The following is a 22,545-nucleotide window of genomic DNA, read 5'->3' on the forward strand; positions in this document are numbered from 1 at the left end:
CTACCGCCTCAATGGCCGGAGAATTCCACCAGCGTCCGCACCTCGACACCGAGGTCTTCGAGTTTCTTGCGACCGCCGAGATCGGGCAGGTCGATAACGAAGCAGGCGGAAACGATCTCCGCACCCATCTGCCGCAACAGCTTGACCGCGCCTTCGGCGGTGCCACCGGTGGCGATCAGGTCGTCGACCAGAATGACCTTTTCACCCGGCTGCACGGCATCCACATGCATTTCCATTTCATCGACGCCATATTCCAGGCTGTAGGCCACACGCACGGTGGTGTGCGGCAGCTTGCCCTTCTTGCGGATCGGCACGAAACCGGCCGATAGCTGATGCGCCACTGCGCCGCCGAGGATGAAGCCGCGCGCTTCCATGCCGGCGATCTTGTCGATCTTCGTTCCCGCATAGGGCTGCACGAGTTCATCAACAGCACGGCGGAAAGCGCGTGGATTGCCGAGCAGCGTCGTGATGTCCCGGAATATGATGCCCGGCTTCGGATAGTCGGGAATGGAACGGATGGCAGCGGAAAGCTCCGAAGCGATAACGGTCATGGTATTTCCAGTTAAGACAAGGGAAATGGATGAGATGGTTCGGGCCACCCTATCAATTTGACGGCGGCTGACCAACAAAAAAGGACCGCCACCCTGCCCGTGCCTCTCCTATCCTGCGGCAAACCGCTGGCAGCGGCCACGGGACGACAACGCCGCGGATTGCTGCTGCCGCCCAATTTGCCCCTCAATACATGAAAAAGCCCCCACGGAGACCGTGGGGGCCAATGACTGCCGGCAACAGGATGCCGATCAATGTTCCTTGTTGGCGTAGACCGATTTCTTGGTGAGATAGATCAGAGCCGTGAAGATGAACAGGAACACCATGACCATGAAGCCGGTACGCTTGCGCTGTTCCAGATGCGGTTCCGCAGCCCACATCAGGAAGGCAGCCACGTCCTTGGAATATTGGTCCACGGTCTGCGGCGCGCCATCGTCGTAGGTCACCTGGTCGGAGCTGATCGGCGGCGCCATCTTCAGCGCCACGGCGCTGACGAAATACGGGTTGAAATGCGTGCCTTCCGCCACTTCAACACCAGCCGGCGCGTCCTGATATCCGGTCAGCAGCGCATGGATATAGTCCGGGCCGCCTTCCTGGTAACCGCCAACGATCGGGATCATGTCAACGATGAATTGCGGGAAACCGCGCTCCACACCGCGTGCCTTGGCGAGCAGCGACATGTCGGGCGGTGCTGCGCCACCATTGGCAGCGGCAGCCGCCTCATGGTTGGGGAACGGCGAAGGGAAATGATCGGAAGGCACGGCCTTGCGATTGTACATTTCGCCTTCGGCATTCGGGCCGTCCTGCACTTCATATTCGGCGGCGAAAGCCTTCACCTGCTCTTCCGAATAACCGAGATCCTCCAGCGTGCGGAAGGAGACAAGGCTCATCGAATGGCAGGCGGAGCAGACTTCCTTGTAGACCTTCAGGCCGCGCTGCAGCTGGCCCTTGTCATATTTGCCGAAGGGTCCTGCGAAAGACCAGCTCTGCTCTTCAGGCTTGATGACCGGGAAGTGACCGCCGGCAATCGCATGTTCCGTCTTGGTGGAGAGATCGTGGCTTTCCTCCGCCGCCGAGGCGACGGTGAAGGAACAGCCGATGGCGGCGAAAAGCGCGATGCTCGTTACAAGCTTCTTCATTGTCGTCATCCTTCCTTCGCGCTTACACTTGGGCCGCAGCAGATGCGGCACCCGTCTTGGCGGCGTTCTTTTCGAGAACGGCCTCGGTAATCGAATTCGGAATACGCCGGGGCGTTTCGACCAGACCGAGGATCGGCATGATGACGAGGAAGAAACCGAAGTAATAAAGCGTGCCGAGCTGAGAATAGCCGACATAATTGCCTTTCAGATCGCCGGTAAGCAGGCCGAGAAGGCCGGTTCCTTCCGCCGGGCGCGAACCCAGCCAGCCGAGCATGATGGCATTCACCACGAACAGCCAGAAGAACATCTTGTACCAGGGACGATAGACGGCGGAACGAACCTTCGACGTATCGAGCCAGGGCAGGAAGAACAACACGACGATCGCGCCGAACATCACGAGAACGCCACCGAGCTTGGAATCGATGATCCAGATGTTGAAGGTGATGGCACGCAGCATGGCGTAGAACGGCAGGAAGTACCATTCCGGAACGATATGCGCCGGGGTCTTCAGCGGATCGGCCATGATGTAGTTGTCGGGGTGGCCGAGGAAGTTCGGCATATAGAAGACGAACCAGGCATAACCGATCAGGAAGATCGAAACGCCAAGCGCATCCTTCAGCGTCGCATAGGGCGTGAAGGGCACGGTGTCAGTCTTGCTCTTCACTTCAACGCCGGTCGGGTTGGTCTGGCCGGTCACATGCAGCGCCCAGATGTGCAGGATGACGACACCCGCGATCATGAAGGGCAGAAGATAGTGAAGCGCAAAGAAGCGGTTCAGCGTCGGCTGATCCACGGCGAAGCCGCCGAGCAGGAACTGCTGGATCCATTCACCAACGGCGGGGAACGCCGTGAAGAAGCCGGTGATGACGGTTGCGCCCCAGAAGGACATCTGGCCCCAGGGCAGAACGTAACCCATGAAGCCCGTTGCCATCATCAGCAGGAAGATCACGCAGCCGAGAATCCAGAGGATTTCTCGCGGTGCCTTATAGGAGCCGTAATAAAGGCCACGGGCGATGTGCAGATAAACCGCGATGAAGAAGAACGACGCACCGTTGGCATGCATGTAGCGCAGCAGCCAGCCGTGGTTGACGTCGCGCATGATCTTTTCGACGGAATTGAAAGCCACCGTCGTTTCGGCCGCATAATGCATGGCCAGCACAACACCGGTGAGGATTTGCACGATCAGCATGACGGCAAGCATCGCACCGAAGGTGTAGGCGTAGTTCAGGTTACGCGGGACAGGATAGGCAACGAAGCTGTCATAGATCATGCGCGGCAAGGGAAGCCGCGAATCGATCCACCTCTCGATGCCGGTGGACGGCTGATAACTGGAATGGCCACTCATGAATATCTGTCCCCTTATCCGATCTTGATCACGGTATCGGATGTGAATGCAAATGTCGGGATGGCGAGGTTCTGCGGCGCCGGACCCTTACGTATGCGGCCCGCCGTATCGTAGTGCGAGCCATGGCAGGGACAGAACCAGCCGCCGAAATCGCCGGCCTGGCCGAGCGGAATGCAACCGAGATGGGTGCAGGAACCGACCATGACGATCCAGTTTTCCTTGCCCTGACCGGCGGAGCGGTCAATGTCCGTTGCCTGCGCGTCGGCGGCGATGTTGGCGTTGCGCGCCACGGGATCCTTCAGATCGCCGAGAGCAACTGCCTTGGCTTCCTCGATTTCCTTTTCCGTGCGGTTGCGGATGAAAATCGGCTTGCCGCGCCACTTGACGGTGAGCGACATGCCCGGCTCGACGGCCGCCACATCCACCTCGATGGAGGCGAGCGCCAGCGTCGATGCATCGGGACGCATCTGGTCAATAAAAGGCCATGCAACTGCGGCGGCACCGACGGCGCCCGCCATTCCCGTCACTAGATAAAGAAAATCGCGACGGGTCGGTTCACCCGAAGCGTCGTGATTGGTTACGTGCTCGCTCACCGCTACACCATCCTCTGCGCTGTTTTTGCCGTAAATCGCATGAGTCCTCCCGCTATGATTTGATCCAAGACAAACTCCGTCCCATCGCCTTGGTCATTCTCGCGGCATTTCAGAAACCGCGTCATCTGTTTGATCGCAAAATATTGACTGACTTGGCAAGAGCAAAGCACACAAAGCTGCCGTAATTCTGACGGAAGGGCCCGATTTGCTTCTCATTTTTTCGCCACCCTTGGCAGGCGGGCAACATTGTGCGCCCTCATGCGCCATGTTAGGAGACATCAAGGGAGAGCTCGGAAAGCAGGGATTCGGATGACGGCGAAGCTCTCTTGCATGGTCTCCACGGCGGTGGCTGCCGTTCTTTTCATCGCCAGCCTGCGTTATGTCACCGATTTCTGGCTTCTCGCCTTCGTCACCAGCTTCCAGCTGCATATCGCCCTTGTCTGCATCCTGCTGTCATGCCTCATATTCTGGCTGACACGTGATACGGTTTCGGCCCTCCTCCTGGTCTGGTCGCTTGCGCTCGCCATCCATGCCGTCACCATGCTTCTGGAATTTTCCACATCCGCAACCGCCGCGCCGGACGCCAGAGCCTTCCGGCTATTGTCCTTCAACGTGCTGACGGACAATGCCGCCAATGCGGATGCGATTGCCGATAAGATTCTCGAATCGGGCGCGGATGCGGTCTATCTCTTCGAGGCGGCGGCGCTGCAATCGGTTCTGCCGCGTCTGCAGGAGACCTATCCCTACAGGCTCGGCTGTTTTACCGGAACGCCGGGATGTGACCTGCTGATGCTTTCGAAACGGCCATTGCTGGAAGGCCAGTTCTACAGCCTCAGCGATCTGCGCCGGGACCGGTTTGCTCTCGCCAAGATCGATCTCGACGGAACGACGCTGACACTGGCCGCCGGCCATATCACCAAGCCCTATTTCGACGATTATCACCGGGACGAGCTGGATGAGGTCAGCGAAATCCTCTTTCGCGTCACCGGGCCGCTCATTCTGGCCGGAGACATCAATTCGGCCAGCATCGCCCCCGACATGCGCGCCTTTCTCGCCGCCAACGACCTGAAGAAACCACGCTGGGAACCCGCCACATGGCCCACGGAGGCCGGCCGCTTCGGCATCGCCATCGACCACATCTTCGCCCGTGAACCGGCGACGCTGATGAAAACCACACGCCTGCCGGACAGCCTCGGCTCCAATCATTATGGGCTGATGGCGGATTTCTTGATCGGGAAATAATCGAAGGCCTTATTGCGCCGCCTCGTCCGCGGCGAGGAAGCCGCCCGATTGCCGCGCCCACAACTCCGAATAAAGCCCGCCCCGCAAGACCAGCTCGGAATGGCTGCCCTGTTCGACGATACGGCCCTGATCCATCACGATCAGCCGGTCGAGAGCGGCGATGGTCGACAGGCGGTGGGCGATGGCCAGCACCGTCTTGCCCTGCATCAGTTCATCCAGATTGCTCTGGATCGCCGCCTCCACCTCCGAATCGAGCGCCGAGGTCGCCTCATCGAGCACGAGGATCGGCGCGTCCTTCAGCATCACGCGGGCGATTGCGATGCGCTGGCGCTGGCCGCCGGAAAGTTTAACACCGCGTTCGCCCACATGCGCGTCAAAACCCGTGCGGCCGCGCTGGTCCTCCAGCCTTGTGATGAAATCATCCGCCTTGGCGCGGCGCGTCGCCTCCTGCAATTGCGCTTCGGTGGCATCCGTGCGGCCGAACATGATGTTGTCTCGAATGGAACGGTGCAGCAGCGAGGTATCCTGCGTGACCATGCCGATATGGGCGCGCAGCGATTCCTGCGTGACTTTGGCGATATCCTGCCCATCGATCAGGATGCGGCCCTTCTCGACATCGTAAAACCGCAAAAGCAGGTTGACGAGCGTGGATTTGCCGGCGCCGGAACGCCCGACGATGCCGACCTTCTCGCCCGCCCTGATTTCGAGGTTGAGATTGTCGATAACGCCGTTCGCCCGCCCATAATGGAAGCTGACATTCTCAAAACGGATGCTCGGCTTCTTGACCTCAAGCACCGCCGCGTCGGGCGTATCAACGAGACCGATCGGCTGCGAGATCAATTCGGCGGCATTCTGCACCGTGCCGAAATTGCGCATGATACCGTTGAACTGCGTCATCAACCGCCCGAGCAGGAAGTTGAGGCGCAGCACCAGCGCCAGCGTGAAAGCCACCGCACCGGAACTGATCTTGCCTGATAGCCACAGATCGATGCAGAGCGCCGCCATGGAAGTGATCATCACGCCGGATAGCAGCGCCATGGAGGCGCGCACGCCGGTGATGAACCGCGTAAACGTCATCGTCGCGGTCTGAAAAATATCGAAGCCCTGACGCATGTAACGATCATTGGCATCGTCTCGCCCAAACAGCCGCAGCGTCTGGATATTGCTATAGGCATCCACCATGCGGCCGGAGAGCATCGAGGCGGCCTCCGCCGTCTCCTTTGAATGGTAACGGATGCGCGGCACGAAATACCGCGCCAGCAGCGAGAAGATCGCCACCCAGACGACGACGAGAACCGCAAGCCGCCAGTCCAGCCCGCCGATCAGGAACAGCATGGAAACCGAGTAGATACCGACGAACCAGACACTTTCCATCAGCGAGGTGACAAGATCGCCCGCCGCCTGCCCGCCGGACCAGACCTTGGTAACGATGCGGCCAGAAAAATCATTCTGGAAGAAGGTCAGCGATTGCCGCGCCACATGCATATAGGATTGCCAGCGCACCAGATTGTAAAAACCCGGCGTAATGATCTGCTGATCCACCAGCGCGGTCACCATGGTGACGATAAAACGCACAATGCCGATCAGCACCAGCATGCCGACGAGTTCGCCGCCATGGGCCGCAAGCAGCCCCGCCCAGCCCTCTTCCGGTTTCACCGTCGAGAGAATGTCCACCAGCCGTCCGACGAACCAGAACAGCGCCGCCTCGATGGCCGCCGTCAGCCCGCCGAGCACCAGCATCGCGAAAAACGGCGCCTTGGCCTGCGAGATATAAAACCAGATGAAAGCGAATGTGCTTTCAGGCGGCCGCAAATCGTCCTTGCGGGCGAAGGGCTTTATCCAGTTCTCGAAATACTCGAAGATGCGGGTAATGACCATGATCCGGATATAGGCGGATTCCCGCCTCGGGAACAGCCGCAGCGGCTTCGGGGATAGATTATATTTCGGTAACGTTCGGGATGTTGCTACGTCAAAGCGATGAGCCCGGCGTCGGTGGGGCGGAATCCGCAAGCCTCGAAATAAAATCGCCGCAGGTGCGGGTCAAAATCGACGTGGAGCCACTCGCAGCCGGTGTCTTTCGCCCGTTTAACCGCCTCCCCTATCAGGGCCTTTGCAATGCCCTGGCGTTGGAGATCAGGCGACACCATCGTATCCAGAACAAATGCGTGGACACCGCCATCCCACGCGATGTTAACGAACCCGACCAGCTTCTCCAGACGACGACTACACACCCAGCCGAGACTGAAGCGATTAACCTGGGACCACCAGTCATCAACCAGGATTCGATGCTCGAAGCACTCGGCATGAAGGGCGTTGACCTCGGCATTCCCGAACGCTCCACGCCACTCGGTCGTGTAATCGGGAGGTATGGATCCTTGCTGTGATGTTTGTCTCATTCGCACTCCGTCACCCCGGTTTCGAAATCCAACCAATCAGTCCTTGATCGCAAGGACTGGTTTCTCACGGCGGAGAGGCCCGAGACCTTTGACAAAAGGGCGGGATCACTCCCGCCCTCTCGCTTTCCTTATTCCGCAGCCACTTCCGCCTCGTGGTCGGCGATGAAGCCACCGGACTGGCGCCGCCACAGGTCGGCATAAATGCCGCCCATTGCCACCAGTTCCGCGTGGCTGCCCGCTTCCACGATCCGGCCCTTGTCGAGAATGATGAGCCGGTCCATTTCGGTTAGTGTCGAAAGGCGGTGGGCGATGGCGATCACCGTCTTGCCTTCCATCAGCGAGAACAGGTTCTCCTGGATCGCCGCCTCGACTTCGCTATCGAGCGCCGAGGTCGCCTCGTCCAGCACCAGGATCGGCGCGTTCTTGAGGAAGACACGGGCAATCGCAATACGCTGGCGCTGGCCGCCGGAGAGTTTCACGCCACGTTCGCCCACCTGGGCATCGAGACCCTGGCGACCATGCATGTCGACAAGCGTTTCGATGAAGTCCCAGGCGTTTGCCCGCTTCGCCGCTGCGATCACCTGCTCGTCCGTGGCCTCGGGGTGGCCATAGGCGATGTTGTCGCGGATCGAACGGTGCAGAAGCGAGGTATCCTGCGTCACGACGCCGATCAGTTCGCGCAGGCTGTCCTGCGACACCTTGGAAATGTCCTGCCCGTCGATGGTGATCCTGCCACCTTCCAGATCATAGAAGCGCAGCAACAGGTTCATCAGCGTCGTCTTGCCCGCACCGGAACGGCCAACAAGGCCGACCTTCTCGCCCGGCTTGATGTCGAGCGTCAGCCCGTCGATCACGCCCTTGTTCTTGCCATAGTGGAAGCGGACGTTGTCATAGCGGATGGCGCCCTGCGGTGCTGCAAGCTCAGGCGCCTTCGGAACGTCGACGATATCGTGCGGCTTCGTCATCATCGACATACCGTCATAGACCGTGCCGATATTTTCGAACAGCGACGTGACTTCCCACATGATCCACTGCGACATGCCGTTGACGCGCATGGCAAGGCTGATGGCGATGGCGACCGAACCGGCCGTGACCGAACCCTGCATCCAGAAATAAAGACCGAGTGCCGCCGTGGAAAACAGCACCACGGCATTATTGAGGTCTATCAAGATGTTGAAGCCCGAAATCTTGCGCATCTGGCGGTGAACGGTTCCGAGGAACACATTCATGCCCTCGCGCGCATATCTTTCCTCACGACCCGCATGGGAAAACAGCTTGATCGTCGAGATGTTGGTGTAGCTGTCGACGATCCGGCCCGTCATCATCGAGCGCGCATCGGCCTGCTCCTGCGCCAGCCGGCCGAGTTTCGGCACGAAATAGGCAAGGATCGCCATATAGATACCGAGCCAGATGAGCAGCGGAATGACCAGCCGCCAGTCCGCCGCCGCGACCATGAATAGCATCGAAACGACAAAGCTGATCGCATAGACGAATACGTCGATCACCTTCAGCGCCACTTCGCGGATCGCCAGCGCCGTCTGCATCACCTTGGTGGAAACCCGGCCGGCAAACTCGTTGGCGAAGAAGTTCATGGAATGGCGCAGCAGGAAGCGGTGCATTTTCCAGCGCGCGATCATGCCGAAATTGCCGGCAAGCGTCTGGTGCATCGTCATGGTGTGGATCGCACCCATCAACGGCAGCAGGAACAGCACCAGCCCCGCCATGACGATCAGATGCCAGCCCTCATCGGCAAAAAACGTCTCGCGATTGGCCGTGGAAAGCCAGTCGACGATATTGCCGAGGAATTTGTAGAGCATGGCTTCCGCAATGGCGATGCCCATGGACATCAGGCCAAGCAGCAGCAGCCACGGCCAGGCGGGCTTCACATAATGCCAAAGGAACGGCAAAAGCGTCTTCGGTGGCACGGAAGGCGTCGAAGAGGGAAAAGGATCGAGGCGTTTTTCAAACCAGCCAAACATAGGCCAAGCTCCGGCAATCAATCGCTCCATCGTGACATGGTGAGCGGACACAAATATGGCTCACGACGGAACGGAAAAGTCTTTGAACATGGCCGCAACAGCCACATGACGAATCGAACTATGGGAAACGCGGTCGAACCGCGGAGTAACACCTAGGCCAGCAGCGGCACTACTGGGGCCGGGAGGCGAAAGCGAATGTCATTATCCATGAGAACCTCCCTGAGCTGGTGTTGAAGATGTGGCCTTGTAGCGCAAAAATCAAACCTTGACCAGTCGGAAAGACACGGGATGCGCGAGAAAACTCAAGATTGTGGTGAGTAGCACAGAATGGGCGGATTTACCCGCAAAGGTTTCCGCCCGCAGCTGGTCGTGATGCACAGCCTTATTCGGCTGCGTCCTGCGCCTGCCCGCTTTCATAGTCCGCGATCAACTCGGCCATTCCGGCCTGCGTGTGGCGCTTCAATTCCCGGCGGTCGCTGGGCTGCGGCGCGAAGGTAACGGTTAGCCCCGTATCCCTTATCGTACCGATAGCAAAAGACGCACCGGACAACATGCGCACACCCTCATGCAGCCACAGCGGATCGGTGGCAAAATGCTGGCCGATGCCGACCACCACGGGAATGCCCTGCCAGTGCGACATGCGGTCATAATGAATATGACCCGCCAGAATGCCGATGACATCATGTTCGAACAGCACCTCGTCCAGCGCTTCGGTATCGTCAAAGGACAGGGATTCCCACTCCGCCTCGGGACGGTCGAAATCGAGCGCCGGCGCATGGTGCATCACCAGAAGCTTCGGCAGATCAGGATGGTTTTCGAGTTCATCCTCGAGCCATTCGATCTGGCCGGGTTCGAAAGCGCCGCCGACCTTACCCGGAACGCTGGTATCCATGACGATGACATGGACGCCGGCAACGACTTCCGCATGGTCATAGGGCTCGTCCAGATCCTCATGGCGGCCGAGCATCACCGGGTAAAACCCGTCGCGGCGGTCATGATTGCCGAGCGCGAAGAGCACCGGCACATCCAGTTCGGCCTCGGCCATCAGCCGCTTGAGTTCTTCATAGCTGCCGGCATCGCCACGGTTGGTCAGATCACCGCTGACGACGATGAATTCGGGCGGCGGCACCAGCGCTTTGATCTGCGCCAGCGTTTCGGACAGCGTGGCCGAGGTCTCGGAATAAAGATCATCATCCTGCACCTGCGGATTGCCGATATGCAGATCGGTCAGATGGACGAAATTCACCCGTTCGGACATCGCTTGCTTCCTGTTTTGCTCCGCACAGAAATCCCGCCCGAAACCGCCCCGTCGGCGCTTCCAGACCTTTGGATTTATCTGACGATAGGTTGGTTATTGGGTACCCTGCCTATGTGTCATGCGAATGAATATCCGGCGGAGGACTGTCTTAAAAAAGGACTTTTCCCAGCCGCATCTGTCACAGGTCATTCACCCGTGATAATCGGTCCGGCATTGCCGAATGCGAAGAGAAGACCATGCCCGATATTTTGCCTGAAACAGGGTCCAACATCCGGATCGCCCTCTACCAGCCCGATATTCCCGGCAATACGGGAACCATCCTGCGGCTGGCCGCCTGTCTCGGCCTTGGTGTCGACATCATCGAGCCGGCCGGCTTCGATATTTCCGACCGCAATCTCAAACGGGCGGGCATGGATTATATCGCGGCGGCGGCGCTGACGCGCCATGTCAGCTGGGACCGTTTCGAGGAATGGCGGGCAACCACCGGCCGCCGCCTCGTTCTCGCCTCCACCAAGGCCGCCCTGCCCTATACGAACATCACCTATCGCGCCGATGATATCCTGCTCTTTGGCAGGGAAAGTGCCGGCGTTCCGGACCATGTACATGACAAGGCGGATGAGCGAATCATCATCCCGATGGTGGCCGGACAGCGCTCGATCAACGTCGCAATGTCGGCAGCGATGGTCACCGGCGAGGCCTTGCGCCAGACGGCATGGTCTTAACCTGCCATCTTTGCAGCCAATTTTTCAGGCAAACATGAAAATTGACCGTTTTTACCGCGAAACTGTCGCAACCCGGCCTGTACCGAAGGCGTTCACGCTCTTATACTGATTAGCCGGACAATAAAAATCGCTCTCGCCGGGACCATGCGCCGGCGGGCGTGAGGAGACGTCGCATGCAATCCACCATTGTCATCGTCAACCTTCTCGGCGCCGTCGCGCTGCTGCTCTTTGGCCTTGCCCAGGTGAAGGATGGTGTTACCCGCGCCTTCGGCATGAAACTCCGAAGCGTGCTCGCCACCGGCACACAGAACGGACCGCGCTCCTTCTTTTCCGGCTTCTTCGCCACCGTCGCCCTGCAAAGTTCGACGGCGACGGCTCTTACTGTCGCCTCCTTCGCCGAACGGGACCTCATCAAGCCGCGCATGGCGCAGGTGGTGCTGCTCGGCGCCAATGTCGGCACGGCTGTCACCGCATGGATCGTGGCCGCAGGTGTGGAATGGTTGTCACCGTTGCTGATCCTTGCGGGCATCATACTTAAAAAAGGCAGTTCCAACGCCCGGCAGGGGAGCGGAACGGCGCTGATCGGCATCGGCCTCATGCTTCTGTCGCTGCATCTCTTGAGCGGCGCGACCGAACCGATGCGCGCCTCACCGGCGCTGGGCGTCTTCATTGGCCTGCTGGACGGCGCATGGCCCGTCGCACTGATCTTTTCCGCCGTGCTCGCTTTCGTCTCATCGTCCAGCCTCACCGTCGTCGTGCTCATCCTGTCGCTCGCCGCCACCGGCACCTTGTCCACCGGACTTATCATCGTTCTCATTCTCGGTGCCAATCTCGGCGGCGCCATTCCGCCCGTCATCGCCACGCTCTCCGGCCCCGCCTCGGCACGGCGCATCACCATCGGCAATCTTGTCGTGCGCACCATCGGCTGCCTGATTGCCATGCCGCTCGCCTCCTATGGTGCCGTGTATCTGCAGCAATTGCCGCTTTCGCCCGCCAAACTGCCGGTCGATGCGCATCTCATCTTCAATGTTATTCTGGCGACACTCGCCTGGCCCTTCTCCGGCCTGATATCCGATTTGATGGCGAAGCTGGTGCCGGGCGATGCCAAAGCCGAAGACGGCCCGAATTTCCTCGACCAGCAGGCGCTGGACATGCCGGTCGTGGCGCTTGCCAACGCGACCCGCGAGGTCCTGAGCGTCGGCGACAGCATCGAACGGATGCTGATCCGCGCCGAAAACGCCTTCAAACACAATGATCTGGCGCCGCTTCAGGAAGTGTCCCTGCTGGAAAAGAAGGTCGACCGCAATCAGCAGGAGGTGAAGGTCTATCTTTCCCAGCTCGGCCGCAAGGGGCTAAGCGACGAAGAAGCGCGCCGTTCGATCGCCATCATCGACTATGCGATCAATCTCGAACATATCGGCGATATCATCGAAAAGGGTATCTGCGAGCAGATTCGCAAGAAGGTGCTGAACAGCTTCAAATTTTCCGATGACGGTTATGAGGAGCTGAAGACCCTGTTCGACATGACCATCGAGAACCTGCGCGCCGCCCAGAGCATTCTGGTGACCGGCGATTTCGAGCTTGCCCGCCGGCTGATGGAAAGTAAGGTGGATATACGCCGCCTCGAAAAACAGTCCTCCAACCGCCATCTGGAGCGGCTGCGTGACGGGCTGGCGGAAAGCATGCAGACCAGTTCGCTGCATCTCGACATGCTGCGCGACCTGAAGCGCATCAACGCCCATATCGTGACGGTGGCGCATCCCATTCTGGATGAAAGCGGCGTGCTGATCGAAAGCCGCCTGCGTTACGCCGAACCGCGCGCCTGATTCTATTTCAATCGGCCGAAGGCAGCCGCCGCATGGTGAATTCGATACGGTCGCCTTCGAGCTGCCGCCAGCTTTCCACTTCCGTCCAATAGGCGGCCTTGGGAAAGCTGTCGAACCATTCGCGCGCCTTGGCGCGGGCTTCTTCACGTCCGAGACAGAAGGTCTGGCGCACGAACATGCCGTCACGCTTTTGTTCGCCGCCGGCGCTTTCGCGTTCCCTGCGGTGATTGGCGATCCTGCGCTTCAGCCCGTCAAGCGGCGGCGGTCCGGCAAATTTCGTCATGACATTCACCTCTGGCACCTATGCCTATAAAGATAGTGTCGGCGCGCCGCCTTGGCGAGTCGAATTTGTGTGCGGCGCAAACACCTGCTAGACGCGGCAGGGAACAGACTTCACCGCAGGAGAGAGAAGATATGGAACGGCCAATCTTGCCGAAGGGCTTGCCCGAGGACATCGAAGACAAGAAGGCCACTGCCCAAGCCTGGTTCCAGCATCTGCGCGACACCATCGTCGCCTCTTTCGAAACCCTCGAAAACGAGCTCACCGGCCCGCTGTCAGATCAGGAGCCCGGCCGCTTCACCCAGAAGGACTGGCTGCGCGACAATGGCGAGGGCGGCGGCGGCAAGATGTCGATGATGGAAGGCCGCGTCTTCGAGAAGGTCGGTGTGCACACCTCCACCGTCTATGGAGAGTTCTCGCCGGAATTTCGCAAGCAGATACCGGGTGCTGAAGAAGATCCACGTTTCTGGGCGTCGGGCCTTTCGCTCATCGCCCATCCCGTCAATCCCAATGTGCCCGCCGTGCATATGAACACCCGCATGGTCGTCACCACCAGCCACTGGTTCGGCGGCGGCGCGGATCTGACGCCGGTGCTGGGCCGCAGGCGGACGCAGCAGGACCCGGATACCCAGCTGTTCCACCGCGCCTTCGAAATCACCTGCAACCGCCACCCCGTCGCTGACTATCCGCGATACAAGGCGTGGTGCGACGAATACTTTTTCCTGAAGCACCGCGATGAGCCGCGCGGCACCGGCGGCATCTTTTTCGACTGGCTGCACCCTGACGAGGAGAAAGGCGGCTGGGACGCCAATTTCACCTTCGTGCAGGATGTCGGCCGAGCCTTCAATCTCGTCTATCCGAAAATCGTCCGCGCCAATTTCAATCAGAACTGGACGGAAGAGGACCGCGACGAGCAGCTTATCCGCCGCGGCCGCTATGTGGAATTCAACCTGCTATACGATCGCGGCACCATCTTCGGCCTGAAGACGGGCGGCAATGTCGAATCGATCCTGTCGTCGCTGCCGCCGGTGGTGCGCTGGCCTTAAAAACCTCACGCAAATTTGACGCTCATCAGCCAATTTGTCGCAAATAGCGCAAATTAGGACTTATGGAAAAATCAAGGCAGTGGTAGTCTCCTCCCGCAGACGTACTGGAGGAGCTATCGTCATGATTACTTCGAACAGCATGCCTATTTCTGCTTCCGCCGAGGGAGCGCAGCAATCCATCGATACACCGGAATTGATTGACCGCCTGGCCACGGAAATGCGTGCTACGGGCGATCGCGAACTGCCGCATTCCTTTTATGTCGAACAGGTAAAACGCACGCTGGCCGGCAAGACGGTGAAGCGCGCCGACAATGACGAAATGCCTCGTACAAAAATCCCGGCAGCCGGCACATCCTCTGTTTTCCAGTGCTGGGCGATGCCCGAATAGGGTTGAAGGACGCCGCTCTGGAACATAAGCGGCAAACTTTCGTTTCTTGTCGGAGGGACAGCATTCACATCAATGCTGTCCCCCGCTTGAACAGGGAGGCAAGACCATGAGACTGTTTGAATGTGGAACGCTCGTGCCCGGCTGCGCCTGGCACACCCGCGCAGACGACGATGCGGAAGTCGTGCGCCGAACCGTCGAACATATGCGCTCGGCCCATGGCGAAACCGTCATCCGCGAAAACATGATCGAAAACATCAAGGCCCGCATTCGCGACGAGGCAAATGCGGCTTAGGCCGAAATGCCGCTGACAGTGCGGCCTCAACTCTCGAGCAAATCTTTCAGCCGGGCGGTCAGCGCTGCCCGGTCGAGCGAGAAATTGACGTCGATCCACTTTTCCTCGAGGCTTTTCAGCACCTCGCCGACTCTCGGACCGGCCTGGACACCTGCGGCCATCACATCGGCGCCGTTCAGCGGGAATCCGGGCTTCTGGAATTTCTCCGCCCTCGCCAGCAGCGTCGAAAAACGCGCAACCTTCTGCATGGCCATATCACCAGCCGAAAGGTCGGCACGGGCGGCGGCAAGCGCGAGTTTCAGCCGCGCCTTCACACCTTCAACGCCCTGACGGTAAAGCAACCGGTCAAGCGCCGTTTCCTTCATGTCGGGATCGGCGGCGGGCGCTGAAGCCCAATGGCTCAGATAACCCGCCTCGGCCTTCGAAAGCCTCAGCCGTGCGGCAAGGGCCGTGAGCCTGTCCCGGTCCGGCGGCAGGATGGCGGCAAGCCGCAGCATCGGGTCTATCGCCCAGCCGAGCGCCTGTTCAGCCGCCACCAGCCCGTGAATGGCGTCGATACCCCATTTCTCCGTTTCGGGCAGAATTTCCGCAAGAACACCCGATTGCCGCATCCACAGAAGAGCGCGCGAGGGATCACGCGCGGAGAGCAGCTTCTTCAACTCACTCCACACCCGCTCGGCGGAAAGCGTCGCCAGCTTGTCCTTGGCGCGGGCGCTTGCCCTCAGGCCATCGGCATCCGGGCGGCCTGAACCGTAATGGGCGAAGAAGCGGAAAAAGCGGAGAATCCGCAGGTAATCTTCCGAAATCCGCGTCGCGGCATCACCGATAAAGCGCACGGTTCCGGTTTCAATATCGGGCAACCCATTGATGAGATCGATGATTTCGCCCGTCTCATCGGCATAAAGGGCGTTGATGGTGAGGTCGCGCCGTTCCGCATCGGTCTGCCAGTCGGTGCCGAAGGCCACCTGTGCGTGGCGGCCATTGGTCTCGACATCGCGCCGCAGCGTCGTCACCTCGTAACCCTCGCCGTCGATCACCAGCGTCACGGTGCCATGGTCGATACCGGTCGGAACAACCTTGATACCCGCCGCCTTGGCCCGCTCCACCACCACATCAGGGGTAAGCGTCGTTGCCATGTCGACATCGACCACCGGCAGGTCCATCAGTGCGTTGCGCACCGCGCCGCCAACGATCCGCACCTCGCCGCCATCGGCATTCAAAAGCGCGAAGATGCGCTTCAGCGCCGGTTTTTCGAACCAGTCCCGCCCGGCAAGGCTGCTCATGAATAAAACCTCTCGTAAATCGTCCGCACGATGCCCGCCGTAATGCCCCATATATAGCGTTCGCCATAGGGCATTTCGTAGAAAAACCGCTCCTTCCCCTGAAAGATGCGGCTGCCGCGCCCGTGATTGGCCGGGTCCATCAGGAAGGACAGCGGCACTTCGAAAACCTCATCCACTTCCGTCGGATTGAGCGTCAGGTCAAAGCCGGGGCGGACGACCGACAGCACCGGTTTGATGCGAAAACCCGTTCCGGAAATATAATCCGGCAGGCGGCCGACCGTTTCAACGAAAGAACGCGAAAGCCCGATTTCCTCTTCCGTCTCGCGCAGCGCCGCTTCCTCCGGTGTGCGGTCCTCGGCATCGATGCCGCCGCCCGGAAAGGAAATCTGGCCGGAATGCTTGCGCAGGGTGGAGGTGCGCTGGGTGAAGATCACCCGCGCATCGTCGCCATCGTCGATCACCGGCACCAGCACGGCGGCATCCTTGAGCTTGATGCCATTGCCGGAAAGCACCACGCCCGGATTGAGCACATGGTCGCCATGCTCCCGCTCGGCCACGCCCTCGCCTTCCTGCAGCACCCGGCGGCGGAAATCGCTAGCGGTAAAAGCCTTGAGGCCCATTGTCGTCATCGTCATTGCGAAAGCCGTTCCAGTTCATTGGCGGGCATGACCGGAAAGATCACCCCGCCCGAGCGCAGGGCGAACATATCGACGCCATCCACGTCGATCACCTCGCCGAGCGCAACAAGATCATACATCACCGCCCGCGAAACGAGCGCCTCCAGCCGGCCGCGCACCAGAATATAGGGCTTCAATTCGCGGTTCTCACCGAAAATTTCAAAGCGCAACGGGTGCTCCGGCCCCGCCTCCACCACATCGCCGACATTGGTGCGGAAGGTGAGCAAAGGCTCGCCGTCCTCCTCCCCCGCAGTCGCCTTCATCTCCACCGCCACGAAAGGCGCATCCACCACGCGGATGCCGACTTTTTCCACAGGAGTTACGAGGTAGGTCTTCCCATCCTCATCCTTGCGCAGAACGGTGGAAAACAGCCTCACCAGAGGTGCCCTGCCGATGGGCGTGCCGAGGTAGAACCAGGTGCCGTCAGCACGGATTTCCATGTCGAGATCGCCGCAAAAGGGCGGATTCCAGCGCTCCACCGGGGCCGGCCCGCGCTTGGCATCGCCGGTCTGTTCGGCGGCGCGGGAAATCATCGCCGCCAGCCCGGCCGCGTCACCCGCCGAATTTATCGTCTCCGCTGCCATATTCGAGTCTCGCTTTGCCGATAAGGAAATACTAAGTCACGACATAGTCATTCGAATGGCGCTTGTCAGCGGCCAAGAGAGCAATAAGCTATATGCAGCGCAAAATCCGTCCCGGCCGACTGCCAGCAAAACCGGGATGCGACTGTGACAGCGGCGAAGGTATGAGGAGAGCGACATGGGCGTGATGAATACCGGCGAAACCCTCGATGAAAAGGCCATCGTCGCCTCGGCCGAAAAGGCGCTTTCCGACATTGCGGCCATCCGCACGGAAGTCTCCAAGGTCATTTTCGGCCAGGAAAAAGTGGTGCAGAACACGCTTCTCGCCATCCTTTCCGGCGGCCATGCTTTGCTCGTCGGTGTTCCCGGTCTTGCCAAGACCAAGCTCGTCACCACGCTCGGCACCGTGCTCGGCCTTGATGCCAACCGCATCCAGTTCACGCCGGACCTGATGCCCTCGGACATCCTCGGTTCCGAAGTCATGGACCAGGATGAAAACGGCCGCCGTTCCTTCCGTTTCATCAAGGGCCCGATTTTCGGCCAGCTGCTGATGGCCGACGAAATCAACCGCGCCAGCCCGCGCACGCAGTCCGCGCTGTTGCAGGCCATGCAGGAATACCACATCACCGTGGCCGGCCAGACCTATGAGCTGCCGAAACCCTTCCACGTACTCGCTACCCAGAATCCGCTGGAACAGGAAGGCACCTATCCGCTGCCCGAAGCCCAGCTGGACCGCTTCCTGCTGCAGGTCGATGTCGGCTATCCCGAGCTTGCCGCCGAACGCCAGATCCTGCTCGACACGACGGGCACCGCCTCCGGCGAAGCACGCGGCGTGATCGATGCGGAGCGCCTGATGGAAATCCAGGCGCTCATCCGCCAGATGCCGGTCAGCGACAAGGTGGTGGATGCGATCCTGTCGCTCGTCCGTTCCGCCCGCCCCGGCCATGGCAACAAATTGACCGACAAGCACGTTGCCTGGGGCCCGGGTCCGCGCGCCGGCCAGTCGCTGATGCTGACGGCCCGCGCCCGCGCGCTTTACGAAGGCCGCCTCGCACCGTCGCTGGACGATGTCCATGCACTGGCCGAACCGGTGCTGGAACACCGCATGGCGCTGACCTTTGCGGCCCGCGCCGAAGGCATGTCGGTGCGCGATGTCATCGCAGCCCTCGTGGAGCAGGCGAAGAATTAAAAAGACGCGAGCCTAACCTTTCGCGAAAGGAGTGCCTGTGGCATCCATCGGCCAGATCGTAGACAAGACGCCGGGTAGCGAAGTTCTGGCGCGCGCGCGCCAGCGTGCCGCCCTGGTGCCGGACTGCATGGTCGAGGCAAAGCGCATCGCCAACACCGTCACCGCGGGCTGGCACGGCCGCCGCAAGCGCGGCATCGGCGAGAATTTCTGGCAGTTCCGCCCCTATGCGGAAGGCGAAAGCCTGTCGCGCATCGACTGGCGGCGCTCGGCCCGCGACGACCATACCTATGTGCGCGACCGGGAATGGGAAGCCGCCCACACCATCTGGCTCTGGGCCGACATGTCGCCGTCGATGATGTTCAAATCCACCCTCGGCTCCGTCTCCAAGGAAAGCCGGGCGCTGGTGCTGATGCTGGCGCTGGCGGAAATCCTCGCACGCTCGGGTGAACGCATCGGCTGCCCCGGCATCATGGAACCGGTCTCGGCCAGAAATGCCGCCGAACGGCTGGCCGCCGCCATCATGCATGCGCCGCTGACGACAGGCATGCCGGAAACGGGCATGATCCGCGGCGCGAGCGACATCGTTCTGATCGGTGATTTTCTCGATGATGCGAAAAACGTGATGGAGCGGATTTCGCCGCTCGCCCGGCGTGGCCTGCGCGGCCATGTGGTGGAAATCGCCGATCCGGCCGAAGAAACCTTCCCCTATTCCGGCCGTACCGAATTCACCGATCCGGAAACCGGCGAAAAACTCGTTTCCGGCCGCGCCGAAACCATTCGCGAGGATTATACCCGCGCCTATCTCGCAAGGCGCGAGGCGCTGTCCTCGTCGCTGCGCCGTCTCGGCTGGAATTTTGTGTTCCACCGCACCGATCATCTCGCTTCCGAGGCGCTCGTCGCCATGCACATGTATCTTTCCGGCGCGCCCGCGCAAGGCGGTGGCCGTCGATGAGTGCATTGCCTTTCGTCTTCACCAGCCCCTACATCCTCTTCGGCCTTTTGGCGCTGCCCGTCATCTGGTGGCTGCTGCGGCTCACACCGCCGCGCCCCAAGGCGGAGGTCTTTCCACCGCTGAAGATATTGGCAACGGTGCTGAAGCGCGAGGAAACGCCGTCGAAAAGCCCGTGGTGGCTGACCCTGCTGCGCATCGCGCTCGCCGCCGCCGTGATTTTCGCGCTGGCAGACCCGGTGGTGAACCCGCGCAACAACAGCATTGCCGGCAGCGGCCCGCTGGTGCTGGTGGTGGACAATGGCTGGGCTTCCGCGCCCGACTGGGAAAGACGCGTGGCAACCGCGCAGGCCCTGATCGGCGATGCGGAACGGGCCGACCGCCCCGTTTCCATCAGCTTCACCGCCGATGCAGAACATGACGCCGTGCCGGCAACAACGGCGGTGGCGCTGGACAAGCTTGCCGCCGCCAAGCCGAAACCGCTGGTTCCTGACCGCGTGCGCACGGCGGAAGCCATCACCGAAGCGCTGAACGGTGCGGCCCCCGGCACGCTTGCCTACATCGCCGATGGCATCGCGACCGCGCAGGATGAAAGCGCGATGAGAACCTTCGCCAGCCTGTCCCCGGCCGAATTCCGTATCGTCAGGGGCGATGGCAAGGCGATTGCCGCCATTACCGGCGCCACCAACAATGCCGATGCCATGAGCGTCACGCTGTCGCGGCTCGATACGGCGGAAGCCGAGCGGCTGACCGTCAATGCGCAGGATAGCCAGGGCCGCATCCTCGCCAATGGCACCGCCAGCTTCGCGCCTGGCGTGGCAGAAACCACGGCCACCGTGGAAGCGCCCTTCGAACTGCGTAACGATTTCGCCCGCCTCTCCCTCGAAGGCGTCTCGACAGCGGGTGCGGTACACCTTCTCGATGATGGTTTCCGCCGCCGCCGGGTTGCCCTGCTGGCCGGCGAAACCGGCAATGACTTCCAGCCGCTGCTGCAGCCGCTTTATTACATCAGCCGCGCACTTCAGCCTTTTGCCGATCTCATCCCGCAGCGGCAGGCCGATCTGGCGCAGGCTATCCCGGAAATCCTGCAATCCAACCCGTCCGTCATCGTCATGGCCGATATCGGCCGTCTGCCGCAAGAAACCTATCAGCCGCTGCAACGCTGGCTCGCCGGTGGCGGCACGCTGATCCGCTTTGCTGGTCCCCGCCTTGCCGCGGCCCCTGCCGACGATCCGCTGGTGCCGGTGACGCTCAGGCAGGGCGAACGTGCGCTTGGCGGCGCGCTCTCCTGGGCCGAGCCGCAACCACTTGCGGATTTCCCAAGCTTCGGCGCCTTTGCCGGCATGCCGAAGGCCGATGGTATTCTCGTCAAACGCCAGGTTCTGGCCGAGCCGACACCGGATCTCGCCGAACGCACCTGGGCAAGCCTTGCTGACGGCACGCCGCTCGTCACCACCCGTACGATCGAGGCGGGCCGCATCGTGCTCTTCCATGTCAGCGCCGAGGCGAGCTGGTCCGACCTGCCGATTTCCGGCCATTTCGTCGATATGCTGCGCCGTATCGTGCAACTGTCGAAGGCCGGCGGCGCGTCGGCCTCCGCCAATGCGCCCGCTGCCGCGTTGCCACCCTTCCGGCTGCTGACAGCCGAAGGCGCGCTGTCTGCTGAAGTCGGCACTGCCCGGCCGCTCGAAATGCGTGCCGGCCAACCGCCGCGCACCGGTTTCGACAATCCCCCCGGCCTTTATGGCACAGAGGATGGTTTCGTGGCTCTCAATCTTCTGCCGGCCGGCGCGACGCTGCGCCCGCTCGATACCTCGCTTGCAGGCGTGAACACCACCAGCGAAGCGCTGATCGGCGAAACGGCGAAATCGCTGCGCCCGGCCCTCTTCATCGCCGCCTTCCTGATGCTGATCGCCGACAGCCTGATCGTGCTCTTCATGAGCGGCGCCTTCGCGCGCCTGCCGAAAGCCCGCAGCGCGACAGCCGCCACCCTGCTGCTGGCGCTCGGCGCTTTCGCCGCCATGTCCCCGACGGACGCCCGCGCCGACGATCCGAAGCCCGGCGACGAGCAGATTTTCGAGCGGCTGGATACGACGCACCTTGCTTATGTGCGCACCGGCGAAGACGATGTCGACCGCATTTCCGAGCAGGGTTTGCAGGGTTTGAGCGAGTTCCTCACCTGGCGCACGACGCTGGAGCCCGGTCAGCCGGTCGGCCTCGACATCTCCAAGGATGAGCTGTCGTTTTATCCGATCATCTACTGGCCGGTATCGGCGACTGCCCCCATGCCGTCGAGCGCCGCCATCTCGCGTATCGACGCCTATATGCGCGCCGGCGGCACCGTGCTCTTCGATACGCGCGACCAGTTTTCCTCGCTCGACAATGGCGCGACCAGCGCCAATGGCGAACGCCTGCAGGCGATCCTCGCCAATATCGACATTCCACCCTTGGAGCCCGTGCCGGAGGACCACGTTCTGACGCGATCCTTCTACCTGCTCACCAATTTCCCCGGCCGTTACAACGGTTCGCCGCTCTGGGTGGAATCGCGCCAGGGCGCGGCCAAGACCACCTCGGGCCTCTCCTCCTCCGGCGATGGCGTGACGCCGATCATGATAACCGGCAATGACTTTGCCGGCGCCTGGGCGGTGGACGCGCAGGGCGCGCCGGTTCTGCCCACCGTGCCGCCGGACGAGATGCAGCGCGAACACGCCTTCCGCTCCGGCGTCAACATCATGATGTATATGCTGACCGGCAACTACAAGGCCGATCAGGTCCACGTTCCCGCACTTCTCGAACGGTTGGGGCAGTGAC

General features: G+C 61.0%; 21 protein-coding genes. 9 read left to right on the forward strand and 12 right to left on the reverse strand.

Annotated features, from left to right (window positions below; all coding sequences use genetic code 11):
- Positions 1–8 precede the first annotated feature (8 nt).
- The 4 genes from QD336_RS08580 to petA form a co-directional block, all read right to left on the reverse strand.
- Positions 9–551 carry an adenine phosphoribosyltransferase gene (locus QD336_RS08580; RefSeq protein ID WP_003494623.1) on the reverse strand — a complete coding sequence of 181 codons (543 nt, stop codon included), beginning with the start codon at positions 549–551 and terminating at the stop codon, positions 9–11.
- 249 nt (positions 552–800) lie between these two features.
- Positions 801–1,688 carry a cytochrome c1 gene (locus tag QD336_RS08585; RefSeq protein ID WP_499170237.1) on the reverse strand — a complete coding sequence of 296 codons (888 nt, stop codon included), beginning with the start codon at positions 1,686–1,688 and terminating at the stop codon, positions 801–803.
- A 22-nt stretch (positions 1,689–1,710) separates the two neighbouring features.
- Complete coding sequence (locus QD336_RS08590) at positions 1,711–3,033, reverse strand: cytochrome b (protein WP_269340518.1); 1,323 nt, start codon at positions 3,031–3,033, stop codon at positions 1,711–1,713.
- Positions 3,034–3,047: 14 nt separating this feature from the next.
- Positions 3,048–3,626 (reverse strand): ubiquinol-cytochrome c reductase iron-sulfur subunit, encoded by a 579-nt coding sequence (gene petA, locus QD336_RS08595; protein ID WP_269340517.1) that lies wholly within the window; start codon positions 3,624–3,626, stop codon positions 3,048–3,050.
- 309 nt (positions 3,627–3,935) lie between these two features.
- Here petA and QD336_RS08600 point away from each other — a divergent pair, with 309 nt between their 5' ends.
- Positions 3,936–4,868, forward strand: a complete 933-nt coding sequence (locus QD336_RS08600; RefSeq protein ID WP_499170240.1) for an endonuclease/exonuclease/phosphatase family protein — start codon at positions 3,936–3,938, stop codon at positions 4,866–4,868.
- Positions 4,869–4,877: 9 nt separating this feature from the next.
- Here the strand turns inward: QD336_RS08600 and QD336_RS08605 are convergent, their stop codons facing one another.
- The 4 genes from QD336_RS08605 to QD336_RS08620 form a co-directional block, all read right to left on the reverse strand.
- Complete coding sequence (locus tag QD336_RS08605) at positions 4,878–6,746, reverse strand: ABC transporter ATP-binding protein (RefSeq protein WP_499170241.1); 1,869 nt, start codon at positions 6,744–6,746, stop codon at positions 4,878–4,880.
- Between the two features lie 86 nt (positions 6,747–6,832).
- A complete protein-coding gene (locus QD336_RS08610) occupies positions 6,833–7,264 on the reverse strand; it encodes a GNAT family N-acetyltransferase (protein ID WP_499170243.1) in 432 nt (143 codons plus the stop codon).
- A gap of 128 nt (positions 7,265–7,392) precedes the next feature.
- The gene (locus QD336_RS08615) at positions 7,393–9,243 is read right to left on the reverse strand and encodes an ABC transporter ATP-binding protein (protein ID WP_269340512.1); all 1,851 of its coding nucleotides are present in this window, start codon (positions 9,241–9,243) and stop codon (positions 7,393–7,395) included.
- A gap of 382 nt (positions 9,244–9,625) precedes the next feature.
- Positions 9,626–10,501, reverse strand: coding sequence for a phosphodiesterase (locus QD336_RS08620; protein ID WP_499170245.1), 876 nt, complete (start codon positions 10,499–10,501; stop codon positions 9,626–9,628).
- Between the two features lie 236 nt (positions 10,502–10,737).
- On the opposite strand from QD336_RS08620, the gene QD336_RS08625 reads away from it, so the two are divergent.
- Both QD336_RS08625 and QD336_RS08630 read left to right on the forward strand, forming a co-directional pair.
- Positions 10,738–11,223 (forward strand): tRNA (cytidine(34)-2'-O)-methyltransferase, encoded by a 486-nt coding sequence (locus QD336_RS08625; protein WP_499170247.1) that lies wholly within the window; start codon positions 10,738–10,740, stop codon positions 11,221–11,223.
- A 173-nt stretch (positions 11,224–11,396) separates the two neighbouring features.
- Complete coding sequence (locus QD336_RS08630) at positions 11,397–13,049, forward strand: Na/Pi cotransporter family protein (RefSeq protein WP_499170248.1); 1,653 nt, start codon at positions 11,397–11,399, stop codon at positions 13,047–13,049.
- A gap of 7 nt (positions 13,050–13,056) precedes the next feature.
- Here QD336_RS08630 and QD336_RS08635 read toward each other — a convergent pair whose 3' ends face one another.
- Positions 13,057–13,332, reverse strand: a complete 276-nt coding sequence (locus QD336_RS08635) for a hypothetical protein (protein WP_080790104.1) — start codon at positions 13,330–13,332, stop codon at positions 13,057–13,059.
- A gap of 131 nt (positions 13,333–13,463) precedes the next feature.
- Here QD336_RS08635 and hemF point away from each other — a divergent pair, with 131 nt between their 5' ends.
- The 3 genes from hemF (at position 13,464) to QD336_RS08650 (ending at position 15,055) form a co-directional block, all read left to right on the forward strand.
- The gene (hemF, locus tag QD336_RS08640; RefSeq protein WP_499170250.1) at positions 13,464–14,375 is read left to right on the forward strand and encodes an oxygen-dependent coproporphyrinogen oxidase; all 912 of its coding nucleotides are present in this window, start codon (positions 13,464–13,466) and stop codon (positions 14,373–14,375) included.
- Between the two features lie 121 nt (positions 14,376–14,496).
- A complete protein-coding gene (locus tag QD336_RS08645) occupies positions 14,497–14,763 on the forward strand; it encodes a hypothetical protein (protein WP_269340505.1) in 267 nt (88 codons plus the stop codon).
- 106 nt (positions 14,764–14,869) lie between these two features.
- Positions 14,870–15,055, forward strand: coding sequence for a DUF1059 domain-containing protein (locus QD336_RS08650; protein ID WP_004442982.1), 186 nt, complete (start codon positions 14,870–14,872; stop codon positions 15,053–15,055).
- Positions 15,056–15,081: 26 nt separating this feature from the next.
- Here the strand turns inward: QD336_RS08650 and QD336_RS08655 are convergent, their stop codons facing one another.
- Genes QD336_RS08655 through QD336_RS08665 form a run of 3 tightly spaced genes read right to left on the reverse strand, consistent with a single transcriptional unit; the run spans position 15,082 to position 17,599 of the window.
- Positions 15,082–16,338, reverse strand: a complete 1,257-nt coding sequence (locus tag QD336_RS08655; protein WP_499170251.1) for a CCA tRNA nucleotidyltransferase — start codon at positions 16,336–16,338, stop codon at positions 15,082–15,084.
- On the reverse strand, positions 16,335–16,973 hold the full coding sequence (locus QD336_RS08660; protein ID WP_269340503.1) for an NUDIX hydrolase: 639 nt from the start codon (positions 16,971–16,973) through the stop codon (positions 16,335–16,337). Before QD336_RS08660 ends, QD336_RS08655 begins: the two co-directional genes overlap by 4 nt.
- The gene (locus QD336_RS08665; RefSeq protein WP_269340502.1) at positions 16,970–17,599 is read right to left on the reverse strand and encodes a DUF1285 domain-containing protein; all 630 of its coding nucleotides are present in this window, start codon (positions 17,597–17,599) and stop codon (positions 16,970–16,972) included. The genes QD336_RS08660 and QD336_RS08665 overlap by 4 nt, the downstream gene beginning before the upstream one ends.
- Before the next feature lie 175 nt (positions 17,600–17,774).
- On the opposite strand from QD336_RS08665, the gene QD336_RS08670 reads away from it, so the two are divergent.
- Genes QD336_RS08670 through QD336_RS08680 form a run of 3 tightly spaced genes read left to right on the forward strand, consistent with a single transcriptional unit; the run spans position 17,775 to position 22,544 of the window.
- The gene (locus QD336_RS08670; RefSeq protein ID WP_269340501.1) at positions 17,775–18,785 is read left to right on the forward strand and encodes an AAA family ATPase; all 1,011 of its coding nucleotides are present in this window, start codon (positions 17,775–17,777) and stop codon (positions 18,783–18,785) included.
- Positions 18,786–18,822: 37 nt separating this feature from the next.
- A complete protein-coding gene (locus QD336_RS08675) occupies positions 18,823–19,737 on the forward strand; it encodes a DUF58 domain-containing protein (RefSeq protein WP_269340500.1) in 915 nt (304 codons plus the stop codon).
- Positions 19,734–22,544 carry a DUF4159 domain-containing protein gene (locus QD336_RS08680; protein WP_499170252.1) on the forward strand — a complete coding sequence of 937 codons (2,811 nt, stop codon included), beginning with the start codon at positions 19,734–19,736 and terminating at the stop codon, positions 22,542–22,544. Before QD336_RS08675 ends, QD336_RS08680 begins: the two co-directional genes overlap by 4 nt.
- Position 22,545: the final 1 nt, after the last annotated feature.

It is taken from the genome of Rhizobium sp. BR 250 (assembly GCF_047445855.1).
Lineage (GTDB): Bacteria > Pseudomonadota > Alphaproteobacteria > Rhizobiales > Rhizobiaceae > Agrobacterium > Agrobacterium tumefaciens_I.

What these genes read in the sequence shown, in the direction of transcription:
- hemF (WP_499170250.1), top strand. Translation starts at nt 13,464, where the DNA reads ATGGAACGGCCAATCTTGCCGAAGGGCTTGCCCGAGGACATCGAAGAC.
- QD336_RS08590 (WP_269340518.1), bottom strand. Translation starts at nt 3,033, where the DNA reads ATGAGTGGCCATTCCAGTTATCAGCCGTCCACCGGCATCGAGAGGTGG.
- QD336_RS08650 (WP_004442982.1), top strand. Translation starts at nt 14,870, where the DNA reads ATGAGACTGTTTGAATGTGGAACGCTCGTGCCCGGCTGCGCCTGGCAC.
- QD336_RS08585 (WP_499170237.1), bottom strand. Translation starts at nt 1,688, where the DNA reads ATGAAGAAGCTTGTAACGAGCATCGCGCTTTTCGCCGCCATCGGCTGT.
- QD336_RS08615 (WP_269340512.1), bottom strand. Translation starts at nt 9,243, where the DNA reads ATGTTTGGCTGGTTTGAAAAACGCCTCGATCCTTTTCCCTCTTCGACG.
- QD336_RS08605 (WP_499170241.1), bottom strand. Translation starts at nt 6,746, where the DNA reads ATGGTCATTACCCGCATCTTCGAGTATTTCGAGAACTGGATAAAGCCC.
- QD336_RS08665 (WP_269340502.1), bottom strand. Translation starts at nt 17,599, where the DNA reads ATGGCAGCGGAGACGATAAATTCGGCGGGTGACGCGGCCGGGCTGGCG.
- QD336_RS08610 (WP_499170243.1), bottom strand. Translation starts at nt 7,264, where the DNA reads ATGAGACAAACATCACAGCAAGGATCCATACCTCCCGATTACACGACC.
- QD336_RS08620 (WP_499170245.1), bottom strand. Translation starts at nt 10,501, where the DNA reads ATGTCCGAACGGGTGAATTTCGTCCATCTGACCGATCTGCATATCGGC.
- QD336_RS08670 (WP_269340501.1), top strand. Translation starts at nt 17,775, where the DNA reads ATGGGCGTGATGAATACCGGCGAAACCCTCGATGAAAAGGCCATCGTC.
- QD336_RS08645 (WP_269340505.1), top strand. Translation starts at nt 14,497, where the DNA reads ATGATTACTTCGAACAGCATGCCTATTTCTGCTTCCGCCGAGGGAGCG.
- QD336_RS08635 (WP_080790104.1), bottom strand. Translation starts at nt 13,332, where the DNA reads ATGACGAAATTTGCCGGACCGCCGCCGCTTGACGGGCTGAAGCGCAGG.
- QD336_RS08600 (WP_499170240.1), top strand. Translation starts at nt 3,936, where the DNA reads ATGACGGCGAAGCTCTCTTGCATGGTCTCCACGGCGGTGGCTGCCGTT.
- QD336_RS08580 (WP_003494623.1), bottom strand. Translation starts at nt 551, where the DNA reads ATGACCGTTATCGCTTCGGAGCTTTCCGCTGCCATCCGTTCCATTCCC.
- QD336_RS08660 (WP_269340503.1), bottom strand. Translation starts at nt 16,973, where the DNA reads ATGACGATGACGACAATGGGCCTCAAGGCTTTTACCGCTAGCGATTTC.
- QD336_RS08630 (WP_499170248.1), top strand. Translation starts at nt 11,397, where the DNA reads ATGCAATCCACCATTGTCATCGTCAACCTTCTCGGCGCCGTCGCGCTG.
- QD336_RS08625 (WP_499170247.1), top strand. Translation starts at nt 10,738, where the DNA reads ATGCCCGATATTTTGCCTGAAACAGGGTCCAACATCCGGATCGCCCTC.
- QD336_RS08655 (WP_499170251.1), bottom strand. Translation starts at nt 16,338, where the DNA reads ATGAGCAGCCTTGCCGGGCGGGACTGGTTCGAAAAACCGGCGCTGAAG.
- QD336_RS08680 (WP_499170252.1), top strand. Translation starts at nt 19,734, where the DNA reads ATGAGTGCATTGCCTTTCGTCTTCACCAGCCCCTACATCCTCTTCGGC.